Genomic DNA, 15,391 nt, shown 5'->3' with positions numbered 1-15,391 from the left:
AGGCCAAGACACGGGAAGGCTCTGGATTGCGGCTTTGCGACAGAATGGCCGGCGGCGGTCGGCAGACTGCCGCCGACGCCAGCGGGCAAATCGGCAAGAATCCGCCGACGGCGGCTCAGTCCTGATCGTCGGCCGGCAGGAACTCGCTGCGCGTCAGTCCGTGGCGCTGCATCTTCTCGTTGAGGGTGCGCCGCGGCAGCTGCAGCAGCTCCATGACCTCGGCGATGTTGCCGCGACACTGCTGCAGGGCCTGGCGCAGACACTGCGCCTCGAAGGTCTCCAGCTGCGCGGCCAGCGACTGCGGTGCCGCCGCACCGGCGCCGCCGCCCAGACCGAGGGCGTGACGTTCGGCGGCGTTGGCCAGTTCGCGCACGTTGCCCGGCCAGTCGTGGGCCAGCAGCCGGGCCAGTTCGGCGGAGCCGAGCGGGCGCGGCTCGCGGCCATGGCGCTCGGCCGCGGCGTGGGCGAAGTGCTCGAACAGCAGGGGAATGTCCTCGCGCCGCTCGCGCAGCGGCGGAATGTGCAGCTCGGCGACATTGAGGCGGTACAGCAGGTCCTCGCGAAAGCGCCCGGCGCGCACTTCGACGGCGAGGTCCGGCTTGACCGCGCCGATCACCCGCAGGTCGACGGCGATGCTGCGGTTGGAGCCGAGGCGCTCCAGACTCTTCTCCTGCAGCACGCGCAACAGCTTGGCCTGTTGCGCCAGCGGCAGGCTCTCCACCTCGTCGAGAAACAGAGTGCCGCCGGCGGCATGCTCGATCTTGCCGATGCGCTTGCCCTGGGCGCCGGTGAAGGCGCCGCTCTCGTGGCCGAACAGCTCGCTCTCGAACAGCTGCTCGGGAATCGCCGCGCAGTTGAGCGCGACGAAGGCCTTGTCGGCGCGCGGACCGAAGGCGTGCAGGCAGCGCGCCACGCATTCCTTGCCGCTGCCGGTTTCGCCGCGGATCAGCACGTTGACCGAGGTGTCGGCCAGTTCGAGGATCTGCCGGCGCAGTTGCTGGATCGCCGGCGACACGCCGAGCAGGCGGCTCTCGATGCGCCCCTGCTGCGTCACCTGGCGGCGCAGCGCGCGGTTCTCGCAGACCAGCCGGCGCTTGTCGAGGGCGCGCTGCAGGCTGCCGAGCAGACGCTCGGGGGTGAAGGGTTTCTCGATGAAGTCGTAGGCGCCCTGCTGCATCGCCGTCACCGCCATGGGCACGTCGCCATGCCCGGTGACCATGATCACCGGCAGCTCGGCGTCCAGCGCCTTGAGGCGTTCGAGCAGGGCCAGGCCGTCCATCCCGGGCATCCGCACATCGCTGACCACCACCCCGGGGAAGTCGGCGTCGAGCAGCGCCAGCGCCTCCTCGGCGCGGGCGCAGGTGCGCACCGAAAGGCCGGACAGCTCCAGCCACTGCTGCACCGCCTCGCGGATCGGCGCTTCGTCGTCGATGAAGAGAATTTGCTGCGTCATCTCACTGCTCCTGCGAACCGGCCTGCAGTGTATCCGGCGGCAAGGCTGCCGGCAGCCGGATGACGAACTGCGCCCCGTCGCCGGCGTTGCGCACCTCCAGCTGGCCGCCCGACTCGCGGACGATGCCATAGGACACGGCCAGTCCCAGGCCGAGCCCCTCGCCCACCGGCTTGGTGGTGAAGAACGGCTCGAAGACCCGCGACAGATGCTCGGCGGCGATGCCGCCGCCGCTGTCGGCGACGCTCAGCAGCCAGTCGCCGGCGTCCCGGCACAGTTCGATGCGCAGCTCGCGCAGCGCCTTGCCGGCCATGGCGTCCAGGGCGTTGTGCAAGAGGTTGACCAGCACCTGCTCGAGGCGGATCGCATTGCCCTCGACCCAGGCCTGCGGCGCGCGCCGGCGCAGCACCTGCACGGCGTCCTGGCGGATGCGCGCCTCGAGCAGAAGCAGCGCATGATCGACCACGGTATCCGGCTGCAGGCGCTCGCGCAGGCCGCCCGGGGTGTCGCGGGCGAAGGTCTTGAGATGCCCGGTGAGCGCCGCCATGCGGGTGAGCAGGCCGTCGATGCGCTCCAGACAGGTGCGCATCGCCGCCGGATCGTTCTTCGCCAGCAGCAGGCCGAGGCTGCCGAGCTGCATGCGCATGGCGGTCAGGGGCTGGTTGATCTCGTGGGCCAGGGCCGCCGACATCTGTCCCAGGGCAGCCATCTTCGCCGCCTGCACCAGCTCGTCCTGGGCCTGGCGCAGCGCCGCGGTGCGCTCCTCGACCAGCTGTTCCAGCTCGGCCCGGCGGCGCAGCAGCAGGCGGCGGTTTTTCTGCCGCTGGCCGAGGAACAGGAAGAGGAACGCCAGCGCCAGCCAGATGCCGGCCGCCGCCAGGCCGTAGCCGCGCACCGCGCCGCCCGGCACGCGCGCCTCGCGCAGCAGCTGCAGGGTCCAGCCCTCGTCGGCCAGCGGCTGGCGCAGGCGCAGGTAGTCGCGCCGGCCATCCGGGCCGTCGATGCCCAGCAGCTCGGCGTCGCCGTCGAGCTGACGCAGCGGCCGCACCGCCAGGGGCTGCAGTTGCCGGTCGCCATAGCGACGGGTATCGACCAGACGGGCGCGCAACTCCGGCGACAGCCCCTGCAGGGTGCGGAAACGCCAGGCCGGCCGGCTGGCGAGGATGGCCACCTCGTGCTGGTCGGTCACCAGCAGGATGCCCGTCTGCCGCGCCCAGTCGCGCTGCAGGTCCTCCATCACCAGCTTGAGCGCCAGCACGCCGAGGATGCGGCCATCGGCGTCGCGCACCGCCCGGGAGAGGAAATAGCCGGGCACCCCGGTGGTCACGCCGACGCTGAAGTAGCGGGCACTGCCCTCGCGCAGGGCGCCCTGGAAATACGGGCGGAAGGCATAGTTGCCGCCGACGAAGTTGCCCGGCTCCTGCCAGTTGCTGGCGGCGATGGCCTTGCCCTGCAGGTCGAGCACGAAGATCACCCCGGCTCCCGCCTCCCGATTGAGACGCTGCAGGCGCCGGCTGAGCCGCTCGCGCGCCAGCGGATCGGCGGCGTCGCGCAGCAGCGACTGGATCTCGCTGTCCAGGGCAAGGATCGCCGGCAATGCGCGAAAGCGCTCGACGAGGATGCGCAGCGACTGGGCGTACAGCTCCAGCTGGCCGCGGGCCTCGACGGCGGTCTCGCTCCAGTGGCGCCGCTCGGCGTAGCGCCCGGCCAGCCAGACGCTGGCCAGCAGCCCGGCGAGGATCGCCAGGACGACCAGCAGCATGCGCCGGCGGGCGGAGAGAAACGCCACGGCTTAGGGCCTGTCGACGTTTGGGCGTGAGCCGCGTTGCCGCGTCAAATGCCGCCAGGCAAGGCGCGGGTCGCCGGCAATGGTCATTCCCTTGCCAAGACCCGCAACGCCGCATGGCGGCATTTGCCGCGCAACCCGAAGGGACGGGGCCCGTTTGGCGCAGCACGGCGTCGCTCGTCGTTCATTTGGAATGACCAAACTTCTCTCCTCGCTCCTTGTTCTGCGCCAAACGGGCCTCCGTCGCGGCCTACGCCCAAACGTCGACAGGCCCTACCCGCCGCGCAGCAGGCGCAGCAGCGCCTCGGCGTCGAGCTTGGCGCTGACCTCGCCGCCCTCCAGCAGGCTGTCGGCGAGGTCGCGCTTCTGCCCGTGCAGGGCGAGGATGCGCTCCTCGATGGTGTTCTCCGCCACCAGCCGGTAGATGGTCACCGGGCGCTGTTGGCCCATGCGGTGCGCGCGGTCGCTGGCCTGGTCCTCCACCGCCGGGTTCCACCAGGGGTCGAGGTGGATCACGTAGTCGGCGGCGGTCAGGTTGAGGCCGGTGCCGCCGGCCTTGAGGCTGATCAGGAAGATGTCGCCGTCGCCGCCCTGGAAGGCCTCCACCCGCGCCATGCGCTCCCTGGCCGGGGTCGAGCCGTCGAGGTACTGGTAGCGGATGCCGCGCTCCTCCAGCCACTTGCGGACGATGCTCAGGTGATCGACGAACTGGCTGAACACCAGCGCCTTGTGGCGGCTGTCGAGCAGTTCCTCGACGATCTCGGCGAAGGCCGCCAGCTTGCTGCCGGGCAGGTCGCTGTCGGGCACTACCAGGCTCGGATGGCAGCAGAAGCGCCGCAGCCGGGTGATTTCGGTGAGCACCCGCAGCGGCGACTGGCTGCCCTCCTCGCCGCCCTGGCTGAGGGAATCCAGCGCCTGCTGGCGCATGGCCTCGTAGAGGTGCAGCTCGGCGTCGGAGAGCGGCACCCGGTAGACCACCTCGGTGCGCGCCGGCAGCTCGTCGAGCACCTGGCTCTTCAGGCGGCGCAGGATGAACGGCTGGATCAGCGCCTTGAGCGCCTTGCGCGCGCCCTGGTCGCCGCGCTCGATGGGTCCGGCGAAGCGCTGGGCGAAGTGTTCGCGGCTGCCGAGCAGGCCGGGGTTGATGAAGCGGAACAGGTTCCACAGCTCGCCCAGGTGGTTCTCCAGCGGCGTGCCGGTGGCGACCAGGCGGAAATCCGCCTGCAGCGCCATGGCCGCCTGGGAGCGCTTGCTGGCGGCGTTCTTGATCGCCTGCGCCTCGTCGAGCACCACGGTGGTCCAGTGCCGGGCGGCGAAGGCCTCGGCATCCAGCTGCAGCAGGCCGTAGCTGGCGACCACCAGGTCGCGCGGGCCCAGCCCGTCCAGGCTGCGGCTCTCGCGATAGGCGTGCAGGCGCAGGGTCGGCGCGAAGCGGGTGGTCTCGGCCAGCCAGTTGGGCGTCACCGAGGTCGGCGCCACCACCAGCTGCGGGCCGGCGGCGGAACGGTGCAGCAGCAGGGTGAGCGTCTGCAGGGTCTTGCCCAGGCCCATGTCGTCGGCCAGGCAGGCGCCGACGCCCCACTTGGCCAGCCGCGCCATCCAGTCGAAGCCCTCCAGCTGGTAGTCGCGCAGCTCGGCCTGCAGGGTGCTCGGCACCCGCGGCCGGTAGTCGCGCAGCGATTCCAGGCGGGCCAGGTGTTCCTGCCAGGCGGCATCGGCCTCGAAGCCGCCCACCTCCTCGGCCAGCTCGGCGAGCAAGGGCGCGGTCAGCGGATTGAGGCGCAGGCCGGCATCGCCATTGCGCTCGGCCAGCCGGCCCAGTTCGTCCAGGCGCCGGCGCAGGTTGCTGCCGAGGGCCAGCCAGTCCTGGTCACCGAGGCGGACGAAGCGCCCGGGACTGCTCTGCAACAGCTCGAGCAGCTGGCGCAGATGCAGCACGCGGCCGTCGTCGACCACCACCTCGCCGTCCAGCTCGAACCAGTCGCCGCTCTGGCGCAGGCGCAGCTGCAGCTGGCGCAGACCGGGCCGGGCCTTGATGCGCATGCGCTCGCCCTCCGGCCAGACGCACTCGAGCAGGCCGGCGTCCAGTCCCTGCAGCTCGCTCAGCACCTGCAGCGCGGCCTGCGGCTCGGCCAGCTGCCATTCGTGGCCGTCGCTGTCGGCCTCGGCCAGCGCCGGACAGGCCTGCAGCACCTGCTCGAGCCGCTGGCGCTCGGCCGGCAGGTCGCGGACCGCCTGCAGCGGCCTGCCCTCCTGCTCGCCAAGCACGCTCTCCGCGCCCTGGCCAGGGCGGAACCAGTTGCCGCCGGCCAGCGGCCGCACCAGCAGCTGCAGGCGCAGGCCGTCCTGCAGGGGCAGCAGGTGGGCGTACAGCCTGTCGTCGGCGGCCACCTTGTCGATGTTCACCGCCAGCTCCGGCAGGTCCGAGTGGATCGGCAACAGCGGCGCGATGCTGCCGATGGTTTCCATCAGCTGCGCCTTGGCCGCCTGCGGCACGCCCAGCCCGCCGCCGACGATGTCGGCGATCTGCCGGGCCTCGCGGCCGAGCGGATAGATCACCAGGCGGGTCGGGGTTTCCCGCTCGACGAACAGCCCGTCGCACGCGGCGATCCCCTCGGGGATCAGCGCCAGGTGGATCTGCGTGCCGCGCTGCTGCAACTCCAGGGCCACGCTGCCGGCCAGCAGGTCGATGCGCACCTCCGGCGCGTCGCTCCAGAACAGCGCCGGATGGCCGACCAGGTGCGGCAGGGCGCGCTCGCCGTCGAGCTGGTAGCGGATGCCGTAGTAATCGCTGTGCATCTGGATCTGCTGGATGGCCCGGCGGTCCTGCTCCAGCAGGTAGTCGAAGCTGTCGGTCTCCTCGAGCAGGCGCTTGAGCGACACCACCCTGCCCCGGCTCCACTGGCCCTTGGCGCCGAGCTTCTGCTCGCGCGGCTCGACGCTCGGCACCTGCGCCGTGGCGCTGCCGATCATCCAGGCCAGGCGCTGGCTGCTCTGCGGCTGTGCCGGGACGCTGGCGCGGGAGCCGGGACGCAGCGCGGCCAGCGCGGCGAGGGCATGCTCCCAGAGCTCCTGGCGGCGGTACAGCTCGACCAGCGGCTGCAGCCCCTGACGCCGGTGCCAGTCTGCCTCCGCGGGGGGCGTGCCGAACTGCCGCTCGAGCAGCACGTCCAGTTCGGCCACCAGCCAGGCGTAGCCCTCGCCGGCCAGCTCCGCGCGGAACTGCTGCAGGCGCCGCTGCCAGGCGGAGGACGCCGGGGCGTCCATCCAGTACAGCGCGATCGCCGTCAGCAAACCGTCGAAACCCTGCAGCTGCTGCATCCGGTAGGCCGGATCGGGGCAGCGCCCGCCCTTGCCCTGGAACTGCTCGAAGAGCTTCTCGAAGACGTCGTAGGCGCTGCCCAGGCCCTTCTTCAGTCCCAGCCCGAGCGCCTGGCGCAGCGCCGCATGCTGCTGGCTGTCGCCATCGATCAGCAGGAGCAGGCAGTAGCAGGCGTTGAGCGTGGCCGGCAGCTCGACCCGGCGCTTGCGGCTGCCGCGCTGGATGCGGATGTACTCCTGAATGAACTCCAATGCCTCGGCAGACTCTCCGTGCAGCAGGCTCCGGAGAGCCCTGCCGAACGCCGCCCGTTCGTCCCGGCCCAGGGCTTCGAAGCGCGGCCAGTCACCGCGCCAGAGCGCCTGCAGAAACAGCTGGAAAACCAGCTCGGCGGACTTCGCCTGACCGCCGTCGAGCAGGGCCAGGCCCTGCCGGTAGGCCTCCCCGGCGGCCACCAGCCCGCTGTTGGCGCGGGTCAGGTAGTCCTCCAGCAACACCTCGCGAACGCCCGGGACGAGCCGGGCGAACAGCTGCCGGCCGGTTTCGTCGGCCAACAGCTGGCCGCAGGGATGCGGCAGCTCGCCCCGCTCCTGCTCCATGCCGAGCAGCAGCTGGGTCAGCTCCGGCACCTCGCCCGCCAGCAGGGCCAGCCAGAGGCCGCGCCACAGGCTCAGCGGCAGGCTGCCCGGCGCGGCGGCGACGTGCTCGATCAGCCCGCCGCGCAGCTTCGGCCACCAGTGCGGCTCGCTCTGCAGCAGCAGCAGCACCTGATTGCAGGCCACCGGGTTCAGCCTGAAGAAGCTGCGCTCGTCGCCGCGCTCCAGCCAGTTCAGGCGCTCCAGGGTTTCCAGCATCTCGCCGAGCAGCACGCCGTCCATGGCGCGGCTGTTGGTGGCGCGCACGCCGAGACGTTTGAGCTGCTCGAGCAGCGCGGTCTTGTTCCGCGGGGTGGCCAGGAACAGGACGTAAAGCAGCGCCTTGTAGGCATCGGGCAGACTGGCGAGGGTCGAGCGGGCGGCTGAGCTGGACATGGGCACCCCGAAAGCGACAAAGCAAAGGACTGACAGAATCTTAGCAAGCTAACTCATTCAGCTGGCGAGAGGCCAACAGCGGCATGGTGAAGCACCCGCCATTCCTGCGGACAACCGCACGGTTGCCGCGCAGGCCCGGATACCCGTAGTCTCGGCGAACAGATCTTTCCTCCACCCCATGATCGGAACCAGCAGTCAGGCAAGCCACCATGAGCACGAACAACAAGAGCAACATTCCCTATGCCCAGCGCGAACAGGGTTACCGGGAAAAGGCCCTGAAGATGTACCCCTGGGTCTGCGGCCGTTGCGCCCGGGAGTTTTCCGGCAAGCGCCTCAGCGAGCTGACGGTCCACCACAAGGACCACAACCACGACAACAATCCCGAGGACGGCTCGAACTGGGAACTGCTCTGCCTGTACTGCCACGACAACGAGCATTCGCGCTATACCGACAGCCAGTACCAGACCGCCCCCCGTCCCGGCGCCGACCTGGGGCCGAAGACCACCTTCAAGGCCTTCGCCAACCTCGGCGACCTGCTCAAGGGCAAGCAGGACTGACCCCCGCCGCCGCAACCGCCGCGCCTGCTCGCAGCGCCCGCGGCGGTTGCCGTCCGTCCCGACCTCTCGTCCGCCGCCCGGGCACGCCCGGCGCCCGCCGGCAACCCGGCAAAGCCCTGCTGCTAGACTCCAAGGGGGGTCATCCCCCAGCCCCGGCGCCTCTGCCGCGGGTCTCGATCGACCATTCGCCGGAACCTTTATGCAATGCAGCGGGAGGTGAACATGAACCGGCACTACTACGTCAGCGACGATCTGGACGATCTGGAACGGGTCGAGCAGGAACTCGAAGCCAAGGGCATCGATACCGAGCAGATCCATGTGCTGAGCGAGCAGGATGCCGAACTCGAACGGCATCGCCTGCACAGCGTACCTTCGATGATGAAGACCAACGTGGTCGACGCCGGCACGCGCGGCCTGTACATCGGCCTGGCACTGGCCGCCCTGGTGCTGGTCGTCGCCTACTTCGGCGGCTGGACGCAGACCCGCGTCGGCTGGATACCCTTCATCTTCCTGGCCCTGGTGCTGTTCGGCTTCAGCATCTGGGAGGGCGGCTTCTTCGGCTTCCAGAAGAGCAACCGCGCCTTCCGCCCCCTGCAGGACAAGCTGCGCCAGGGCAAGCATGTGTTCTTCGTGGATGTGGAGCCGGCCCAGGAGCCGCTGCTGGAGCAGGTCGTCAGCCACCACCCGAAACTGGAAATCGCCGGAACCGGCGCCGCCATGCCGCACTGGATCATGAACGGGGAGAAGAAATGGCACCGCTTCAGGAACAGGCTCTGACGGCTCCGGGCAACGGGGAAAGGAAATCCCCTCCCCAGCGGCCCGACGCGCTCCGGCCTACTTGACGAGCAGCACGGGCACCGTCACCTCGTGCACCACACGGGTGGCGACCGAGCCCATGACCAGGTTGGAGAAGTTGCTCATTCCCCGGGTGCCCATGACCACGGTGTCGCAGCCGAACAGGCTGACCGCCTTGGCGATCTCTCCCACCGTCTCGCCCAGTTCCTCGTGGGCGCTGGCCTCGAGGCCATGTGCCCGCAGGAGTTCGAGCCCCTTCGCATTGATCTTGCGTCCATGCTCGCGGGCCGCGTTGACCAGGGTTTCCAGCATGGGACCGGCGACATAGTCGCCGTACATGATTGGATGCCCCTGCACGTTCAGCAGATGGATCTCCAGGTCCGGCACCTGCTTCACGAACTCCACGAGGTAGAGCAAGGCGCGCTTGGCGCTTTCGGAACCGTCGAACGGAACAAGTACTTTCTTCATGGCCTGCACACTCATTGTGCCTGGTGGACGGAAAGGCCCCGAGGGGCCTGGCGCACCTGCGAATCCCGCTCAGTGCCGGGGATGCAGGCGCTCGTTGAGTTCGTCGACGATCGGCGCCCAGTCGGCGTCGTCGAGCAGCTCCTCCTTCAGCAAGGCCGCCTGGGAAGGCGACCAGAAGGGCGCCTCCGACACCTTGATCCCGTTGGGCAGCATGTGGCTGCCGATGAAGGCATCGATGCTGGCCGGATCGGACTTCAGCCCCAGCTGATCGAACAGCGTGGACAGTTTGTGGATGGGCATTTCCATCTTTCCTTCCTCCTCTGTTGCGTTTGTGGGAAGCGCGTATCGCTTCTTCTAACCATAGCGGAAAATCCATCGGCGACCGCTTGATCCAGGGCAGCTTTTGCCCTGCACCGTCGACGCCTGCGGCGCCCATCCATCGAGTGGTGGAGAAAAGACTAGGTGATCCAGCGTCGAGGGAGTAAAGTGGCTTCACTGTGTTGCATGCGTCACCGCGAAACGATCTGCGTAACTGCTGTCCGATCCTTTTTCGACTGCTCTTTGCACTCAGTCAACGCCCGGGCCCAAAGGCCCAGCTTTCAACTTTGTCCAAGGAGACAACTCATGTCCAATCGTCAAACCGGCACCGTCAAATGGTTCAACGATGAAAAAGGCTTCGGCTTCATTACTCCGGAAAGCGGCCCCGACCTGTTCGTTCACTACCGCTCCATCCAGAGCACCGGCTTCAAGAGCCTCCAGGAAGGCCAGCAGGTCTCCTTCGTGGCAGTGAAAGGCCAGAAAGGCATGCAAGCGGACGAAGTACAGGTCGTCTAATCGCCTGCGCTGTCCAGGAAACCGGCCTTCGGGCCGGTTTTTTCATTTTGGGCATCCACCCTGCCAGAGGAGAAACCAGCATGATCACGCGGGTTGCAGGATCGAATCGGAAGGCCAAGCCGGAACCGGCTCAGGAAACCCATGAATCCCTAGACGCCCTGGTTTCCGCCTTTCTCCGGGGCGGCGGCGAGATTCGGCAGATCGCCAATGGCGTCAGCGGCCAGACCGCCATGCCGCCCAGCCGGCATATCAAGATTGGCAAGAAGCAATAGTCGGCACGCCCGCTCAGGACTGCCGATAGCGCACCAGCCGCCGCAGCAGCGGCCGCCCCGCGAGGTGCAGGAACACCGGCGCACCGGCGACCAGGTAGAAGTAGTAGGTGACGGCGCGCCAGATCAGGATCGCCGCTCCGCTGGTCGACTTGCCGACCAGCGGGGCGAGCAACGCCGCCGAGGCCAGCTCCGCCCCGCCGGCCCCGCCCGGCAGCAGGCTGGCCTGTCCGGCGCTGAGCGCCAGCATCTGCACCAGGAAGGTCCAAGCCCAGGACAGCTCGCTGCCCAGGCCGCGCAGGGTCAGGTAGAGCACGCTGTAGCGCAGCACCCAGTGCGCGACGCTGAGCAGGAACACCCCGAGCAGCACCGGGCGCGGCAGGCTCAGGCTCTGGCGCAGGGCATTGCGAAAGCGCATCACCTTGCGGGCATACTGCAGCCGTCGGCGCACACTCACCCCCAGGCGCTGCAGCAGCCGGCCGTTGAGGCGGAACATCTGGCGATGGAAGCGGCCGAGCAGGAACAGCAGGACGAACACCCCGAGCAACAGGCTGGCACTGGCGCCAAGCAGCCAGGCGAGGTGCGGGCTCAGGGCATGGGACAGGGCATAGACCAGGATGCCGAGCAGCGCGCAGGCGAACACCAGCAAGTCGGTGAGCTGCTCCACCGCATAGGTGGCGGTGCCCTGCGCCGCCGACACCCCGCGGCGCATCAGCAGCGCCATCAGGGTCAGGGGACCGCCGGCGCCGCCCGGCGTCGCGCAGATGGCAAACTCGGTGGCCATGATGATGCCCAGAGCGTCCTTCTGATGAAGCCGGTAGCCGGGCAGCAGCAGACGCAGGCGTAGCGCGTTGAGATTCCAGCAGATCACGATGATGCCGAGCATGGCCAGCAGCAGGTTGGCCGGAAAGCTCTGCAGCTGCCGCCACAGCCCGCTGCCGCCGAGCAGCAGGGGGATCAGCAGGGCTGCCAGCAGACCGCCCAGCAGCAGCCACAGTCCACGGCTCATGCGCCAGCACCCGGCAGCTGCGGCGACTGGCGATCCAGCCAGCCGATCTTGGTCAGCGGCTGGCGCCCCTCCTCCAGCAGGCGCACGAGCAGCTCCACCCAGTAGCGGCGGGAGAAGTCGTGGCGCATGTCCACCGGATGCAGCCCCAGGCGCAGCAGCGGTGCCCGCCGATGACAGGCGGCGAGCCCCGCGCAGACCAGCCGGGACAGCCCGCGGCGCCAGCGGCTGCGGGCGCTCCAGGTCAGGCCGGGGGCGTCGATGGCCTGGAAATCCGGCAACCGGTAGAGATGGCGCAGGTCGCTGGTATAGCGCAGCGGGGTTTCCCGCAGGGCCAGGCGGGTGCCCTCGCTCATCAGCCAGGCGGGGGGAACGAAGCCGTGCAGCGGCCAGCCGCAGCGGCGGAACACCTCCATGCCCTGCTCCAGACGCTGCCGCGCCTGCGCCTGGTCGAGCCGGTAGAACTCGCCTTCGCGGGTGTAGACGCGGCGCATCAGCCAGTCCCGCGGCGTGTGCGGCGGCGGTGCGTCGTCGTCGTGGTGGTAGCCGTGCAGGGCCAGCTCGTCGCCGCGCGCCAGCCGTGCATCGAGCTGCCGGCACAGCTCGGCGTGGGCGGTCAGCGGCTGGCGGCGATGAAAATCCGGTACCACCAGCCAGGTGACGGGCACATTGCCCAGGGCATCCACCATCTCGACGAAACGCTGATAGTCGGCCCAGGTTTGCGGGGCGACATCGTGCAATACCAGCAACAGATGGCGTTCAGACATTCACGGCGACCGGCAGCTTGGCCGTGCCCAGCACGGCATGGTAATGGGCAAGCAGGCCGGCGACCACGGCATCCCAGGCATGGTGGGCCTCGACGTGCTGACGCGCCTGACGTCCCAGCCGCGCGACATCGCCCTCGAACAGCTCGCGCACGGTCGCGGCCATGGCCCGCGCGTCGTTGGGCCGACACAGGCGGCCGGCACTGAACGGCACGATCTCGGCCAATGCCCCGGCACGCGCGGCGATCACCGGAATGCCGCAGGCCATCGCCTCCAGCACCACCAGGCCGAAGGTTTCCTGGTCGCCGGCGTGCAGCAGCACGTCGCTGCTGGCCATCAGCCGGGCCACCGCGGCGGCCGGCTGGAACTGGTTGATCACCGTGACGTTGTCCGGCACCCGCCGCGGCATGTCGGCGCCAACCAGCAGCAGATGGTAAGGCGGGCCGAGGCGCCGGACGGTCTCCAGCAGGATGTGCAGGTTCTTCTCGCGCGCCCCGCGACCGGCGAAGACCAGCAGCCGGGTCTCCTCGGCAAGACCCAGCTCGCGCTTGAGGCCCGGATCGCGCCGCGCCGGCTGGAAGACCTCCAGATCGACCCCCAGGGGCTGCACGAACACGTCCTGCACGCCCAGGCGCAAGAGTTTCTCCGCCATGATCCGGCTGGGCGCCAGCACCCGGTCGAACTGGCCGTAGAGGTGCGCCACGTAATCGTTCACCCGGCCGCCGCACCAGGCGCCGACACGCTTGGTCGCCAGCCGCGGCAGGTCCGAGTGGTAGAAGCCGATCACCGGGATGTCCAGACGCCGGCCGGCATCCAGCGCCGCCCAGGCGGTCAGGTAGGGATCGCCGACCTCGATCAGATCGGGCTGCAGGCGCTGCAACTGATGGCGCCAGGGCGCGCGGCGCAGGGGAAAGCGATAGCCCTTGCCGAACGGCAGCAGCGGCGAAGGCACCTCGTAGACGCCGGCCTGCTCGCGGTAGCCGGCACCAGGCACCAGCACGCTGTGACGCACCCCGGAGTACAGCCGCAGGCGACGGTGCTTGGCCTCCAGATAGGTGCGTACGCCACCGCTGGCGGGGGCATAGAACATGGTCATATCGGCAATGTGCACAAGCTTCCTCCGTCCGAAGGCCTTCGGAGCGAACCGCCGCGGCTGCGGCGGGACGCCCCGCCCACCCACAAGCGGTCCCGCCATGAAAACCGCAGTGCTGTAGCAAAAAGATAGTCTGTGCCCGTTTCAGCGTCAGGAAATTGCTTTCCGGCCAAGCCGAACGAACGGCCTGCCCGGGCGCTGCCGTGAACCAGGGAACACCGGGGTAGACCGAGCGGAACGCCCTGGAGTTTCCTCGAGCGTGCACGCATCGGCACCGGAAGGCGTTGGGAAAGCTGCCGTATGCAGCAACAGATAGGGAAAAGGCCATCCCTGGCCGATGGATCAGCAGTCGTGGCCGGGCGAGGCGCAGAGCGCCTTCATCGTCGGCAGAAAGGCCCGCTCAGGCCAGCTGGACATTGCCGGGCAGGCGCTTGCGGGCCGCCAGCGGATGGTCCGAGAACGGCTTGAAGCGCTCGAAGCCGGTGACGATCAGCGCCCCGCCGGCATGTTCGAACTCCTCCCTGAGGTGGCTCAGGAACTCCATGAAGGTGTGGTCCACCAGATGGGCCTCGGAGAAATCCAGGGTCACCCTGGTGCTGCGGTCGATCTGGCTGAACAGCTTCTTGAAGCCCAGCAGGTTGGAGAAGATCGCCGCCCCGCGGACCTTGATCCGCTGTTCGCCGGCCTGCCGGGAGCGCGCGTAGCGGGCCTTGAAGAAGTTGCCGAACGGCACCCGGTGCACCAGGTTGAACGCCAGCTCCGTGGCGATGCCGGCCCCGACGCCGATCAGCAGGTCGGTGGACAGCGTCACCAGCACGGTCACGACGAAGATGACCAGCTGCTCGGCGCCGATGCGGTAGACCTTGAAGAACTCATGGGGCGAGGCCAGCCGGTAGCCCACGGCGATCAGCAGCGCCGCCAGGGCCGCATTGGGGATCATCTCGATGACCGGGATGAACAGCAGCATGGCGATGAACAGGCACAGGCCGTGGAAGAAATTGCTCCAGCGGCTGCGGGCGCCGAAGCTGACGTTAGCCGAGCTGCGCGCCACCTCGGAAATCATCGGCAGGCCGCCCAGCAGCCCGGACAGGGCGTTACCCGCGCCTACTGCGACCAGGTCCCGGTTGAAATTCGACGCCCGCTTCCAGGGGTCCAGTCCATCGACGGCCTTGACCGTCAGCAGGGACTCCAGGCTGCCGATGAAGAGGAACATCAGCACGTACTTCCAGAACACCGCGGTGCCGATCAGGGAAAAGTCCACGTTCAGCCCGACGTTGGACCAGAAGCTGCCGATGGTCACCATGTCGAACACCGGCTCGGTGTGCCTGAAATCCATGATCAGGGCCATGGGCACGGCCACCAGCAGGACCAGCATCGGCGCCGGGACCTTCTTCAGACCCGGAATCTTCAGCAAGGGCATGCCGAAGATGATCGCCAGGCTGACGACCCCCACCAGGGCCACGTGGGAGTCGGCGTGCATGATCGAGGAAGGAATCCGCCCGAACAACTCGACCAGTTCGAGCCCCTTGAGGGTGGCCGGATCGATGCCGAGCAGCACGTGGATCTGCTTGGCGAAGATGATCAGGCCGATCGCCGCCAGCATGCCGTGCACCACCGAGTGCGGGAAGAAGTCGCTCAGGGCGCCGAAGCGCAGGAAGCCGAACAGCATCTGCAGCACGGCCGCCACGAAGATCGCCCCGAGCGCCAGGTGCCAGCCCTCGGCGCCACCGCCGAACTCGACCACGGCACCGGCGCAGATGGTGATCAGGCCGGCGGCCGGTCCCTTGATGGTGAGCCGCGAGCCGGCGAACAGGCTGACGAACAGGCCGCCGATCATGGCGGTCAACACGCCCATGGCCGGCGGGAATTCGCTGGCCTTGGCGATGCCGAGACTCAAGGGAAGCGCCAGCAGGAATACCAGGAATCCCGATACCACATCGCTGCGCCAATTTTGCTTGAGGCCTTTCAGGCCGTCTTCTGGAATTGCACACGCTTTCATAAGGCAATGACTCCTTGGAT

The 15,391-nt window shown here is 68.7% G+C and carries 13 protein-coding genes; 4 read left to right on the top strand and 9 right to left on the bottom strand.

Annotated elements, in window-relative coordinates; all coding sequences use genetic code 11:
* Positions 1–115 precede the first annotated feature (115 nt).
* The 3 genes from ACG10_RS07255 to ACG10_RS07245 all read right to left on the bottom strand — a co-directional run bounded on the left by ACG10_RS07255 (position 116) and on the right by ACG10_RS07245 (position 7,586).
* A complete protein-coding gene (locus ACG10_RS07255) occupies positions 116–1,453 on the bottom strand; it encodes a sigma-54-dependent transcriptional regulator (RefSeq protein WP_089167705.1) in 1,338 nt (445 codons plus the stop codon).
* 1 nt (position 1,454) lies between these two features.
* Complete coding sequence (locus tag ACG10_RS07250) at positions 1,455–3,212, bottom strand: ATP-binding protein (protein ID WP_089167704.1); 1,758 nt, start codon at positions 3,210–3,212, stop codon at positions 1,455–1,457.
* Between the two features lie 297 nt (positions 3,213–3,509).
* Positions 3,510–7,586 carry a DEAD/DEAH box helicase gene (locus tag ACG10_RS07245; protein ID WP_089167703.1) on the bottom strand — a complete coding sequence of 1,359 codons (4,077 nt, stop codon included), beginning with the start codon at positions 7,584–7,586 and terminating at the stop codon, positions 3,510–3,512.
* 209 nt (positions 7,587–7,795) lie between these two features.
* On the opposite strand from ACG10_RS07245, the gene ACG10_RS07240 reads away from it, so the two are divergent.
* Entirely contained in the window at positions 7,796–8,143 is a 348-nt protein-coding gene (locus ACG10_RS07240) for a YajD family HNH nuclease (protein WP_039804952.1), read from the top strand.
* A 222-nt stretch (positions 8,144–8,365) separates the two neighbouring features.
* Entirely contained in the window at positions 8,366–8,920 is a 555-nt protein-coding gene (locus tag ACG10_RS07235; RefSeq protein WP_039807921.1) for an O-antigen ligase family protein, read from the top strand.
* Between the two features lie 57 nt (positions 8,921–8,977).
* Here ACG10_RS07235 and ACG10_RS07230 read toward each other — a convergent pair whose 3' ends face one another.
* Together ACG10_RS07230 and ACG10_RS07225 are read right to left on the bottom strand one after the other, a co-directional pair.
* Positions 8,978–9,406 (bottom strand): universal stress protein, encoded by a 429-nt coding sequence (locus ACG10_RS07230; RefSeq protein ID WP_039804954.1) that lies wholly within the window; start codon positions 9,404–9,406, stop codon positions 8,978–8,980.
* 69 nt (positions 9,407–9,475) lie between these two features.
* Complete coding sequence (locus ACG10_RS07225) at positions 9,476–9,712, bottom strand: DUF2789 domain-containing protein (RefSeq protein WP_089167702.1); 237 nt, start codon at positions 9,710–9,712, stop codon at positions 9,476–9,478.
* A 318-nt stretch (positions 9,713–10,030) separates the two neighbouring features.
* On the opposite strand from ACG10_RS07225, the gene ACG10_RS07220 reads away from it, so the two are divergent.
* The gene (locus ACG10_RS07220; protein ID WP_039804958.1) at positions 10,031–10,240 is read left to right on the top strand and encodes a cold-shock protein; all 210 of its coding nucleotides are present in this window, start codon (positions 10,031–10,033) and stop codon (positions 10,238–10,240) included.
* Positions 10,241–10,320: 80 nt separating this feature from the next.
* Positions 10,321–10,512 (top strand): hypothetical protein, encoded by a 192-nt coding sequence (locus tag ACG10_RS07215; protein WP_089167701.1) that lies wholly within the window; start codon positions 10,321–10,323, stop codon positions 10,510–10,512.
* Positions 10,513–10,525: 13 nt separating this feature from the next.
* On the opposite strand, the gene ACG10_RS07210 is transcribed toward ACG10_RS07215, so the two are convergent.
* The 4 genes from ACG10_RS07210 to ACG10_RS07195 form a co-directional block, all read right to left on the bottom strand.
* Positions 10,526–11,518 carry a lysylphosphatidylglycerol synthase transmembrane domain-containing protein gene (locus ACG10_RS07210; RefSeq protein WP_089167700.1) on the bottom strand — a complete coding sequence of 331 codons (993 nt, stop codon included), beginning with the start codon at positions 11,516–11,518 and terminating at the stop codon, positions 10,526–10,528.
* Positions 11,515–12,282 (bottom strand): DUF2334 domain-containing protein, encoded by a 768-nt coding sequence (locus ACG10_RS07205; RefSeq protein WP_089167699.1) that lies wholly within the window; start codon positions 12,280–12,282, stop codon positions 11,515–11,517. Before ACG10_RS07205 ends, ACG10_RS07210 begins: the two co-directional genes overlap by 4 nt.
* A complete protein-coding gene (locus ACG10_RS07200) occupies positions 12,275–13,390 on the bottom strand; it encodes a glycosyltransferase family 4 protein (protein ID WP_198319028.1) in 1,116 nt (371 codons plus the stop codon). The genes ACG10_RS07205 and ACG10_RS07200 overlap by 8 nt, the downstream gene beginning before the upstream one ends.
* A gap of 382 nt (positions 13,391–13,772) precedes the next feature.
* The gene (locus ACG10_RS07195; RefSeq protein WP_089167697.1) at positions 13,773–15,371 is read right to left on the bottom strand and encodes a SulP family inorganic anion transporter; all 1,599 of its coding nucleotides are present in this window, start codon (positions 15,369–15,371) and stop codon (positions 13,773–13,775) included.
* Between the last annotated feature and the right edge of the window lie 20 nt (positions 15,372–15,391).

The organism is Azotobacter chroococcum (assembly GCF_002220155.1).
Lineage (GTDB): Bacteria > Pseudomonadota > Gammaproteobacteria > Pseudomonadales > Pseudomonadaceae > Azotobacter > Azotobacter chroococcum.
Note: the sequence above shows the minus strand (reverse complement) of the source record. Positions and strands in the feature narration are given on the sequence as shown.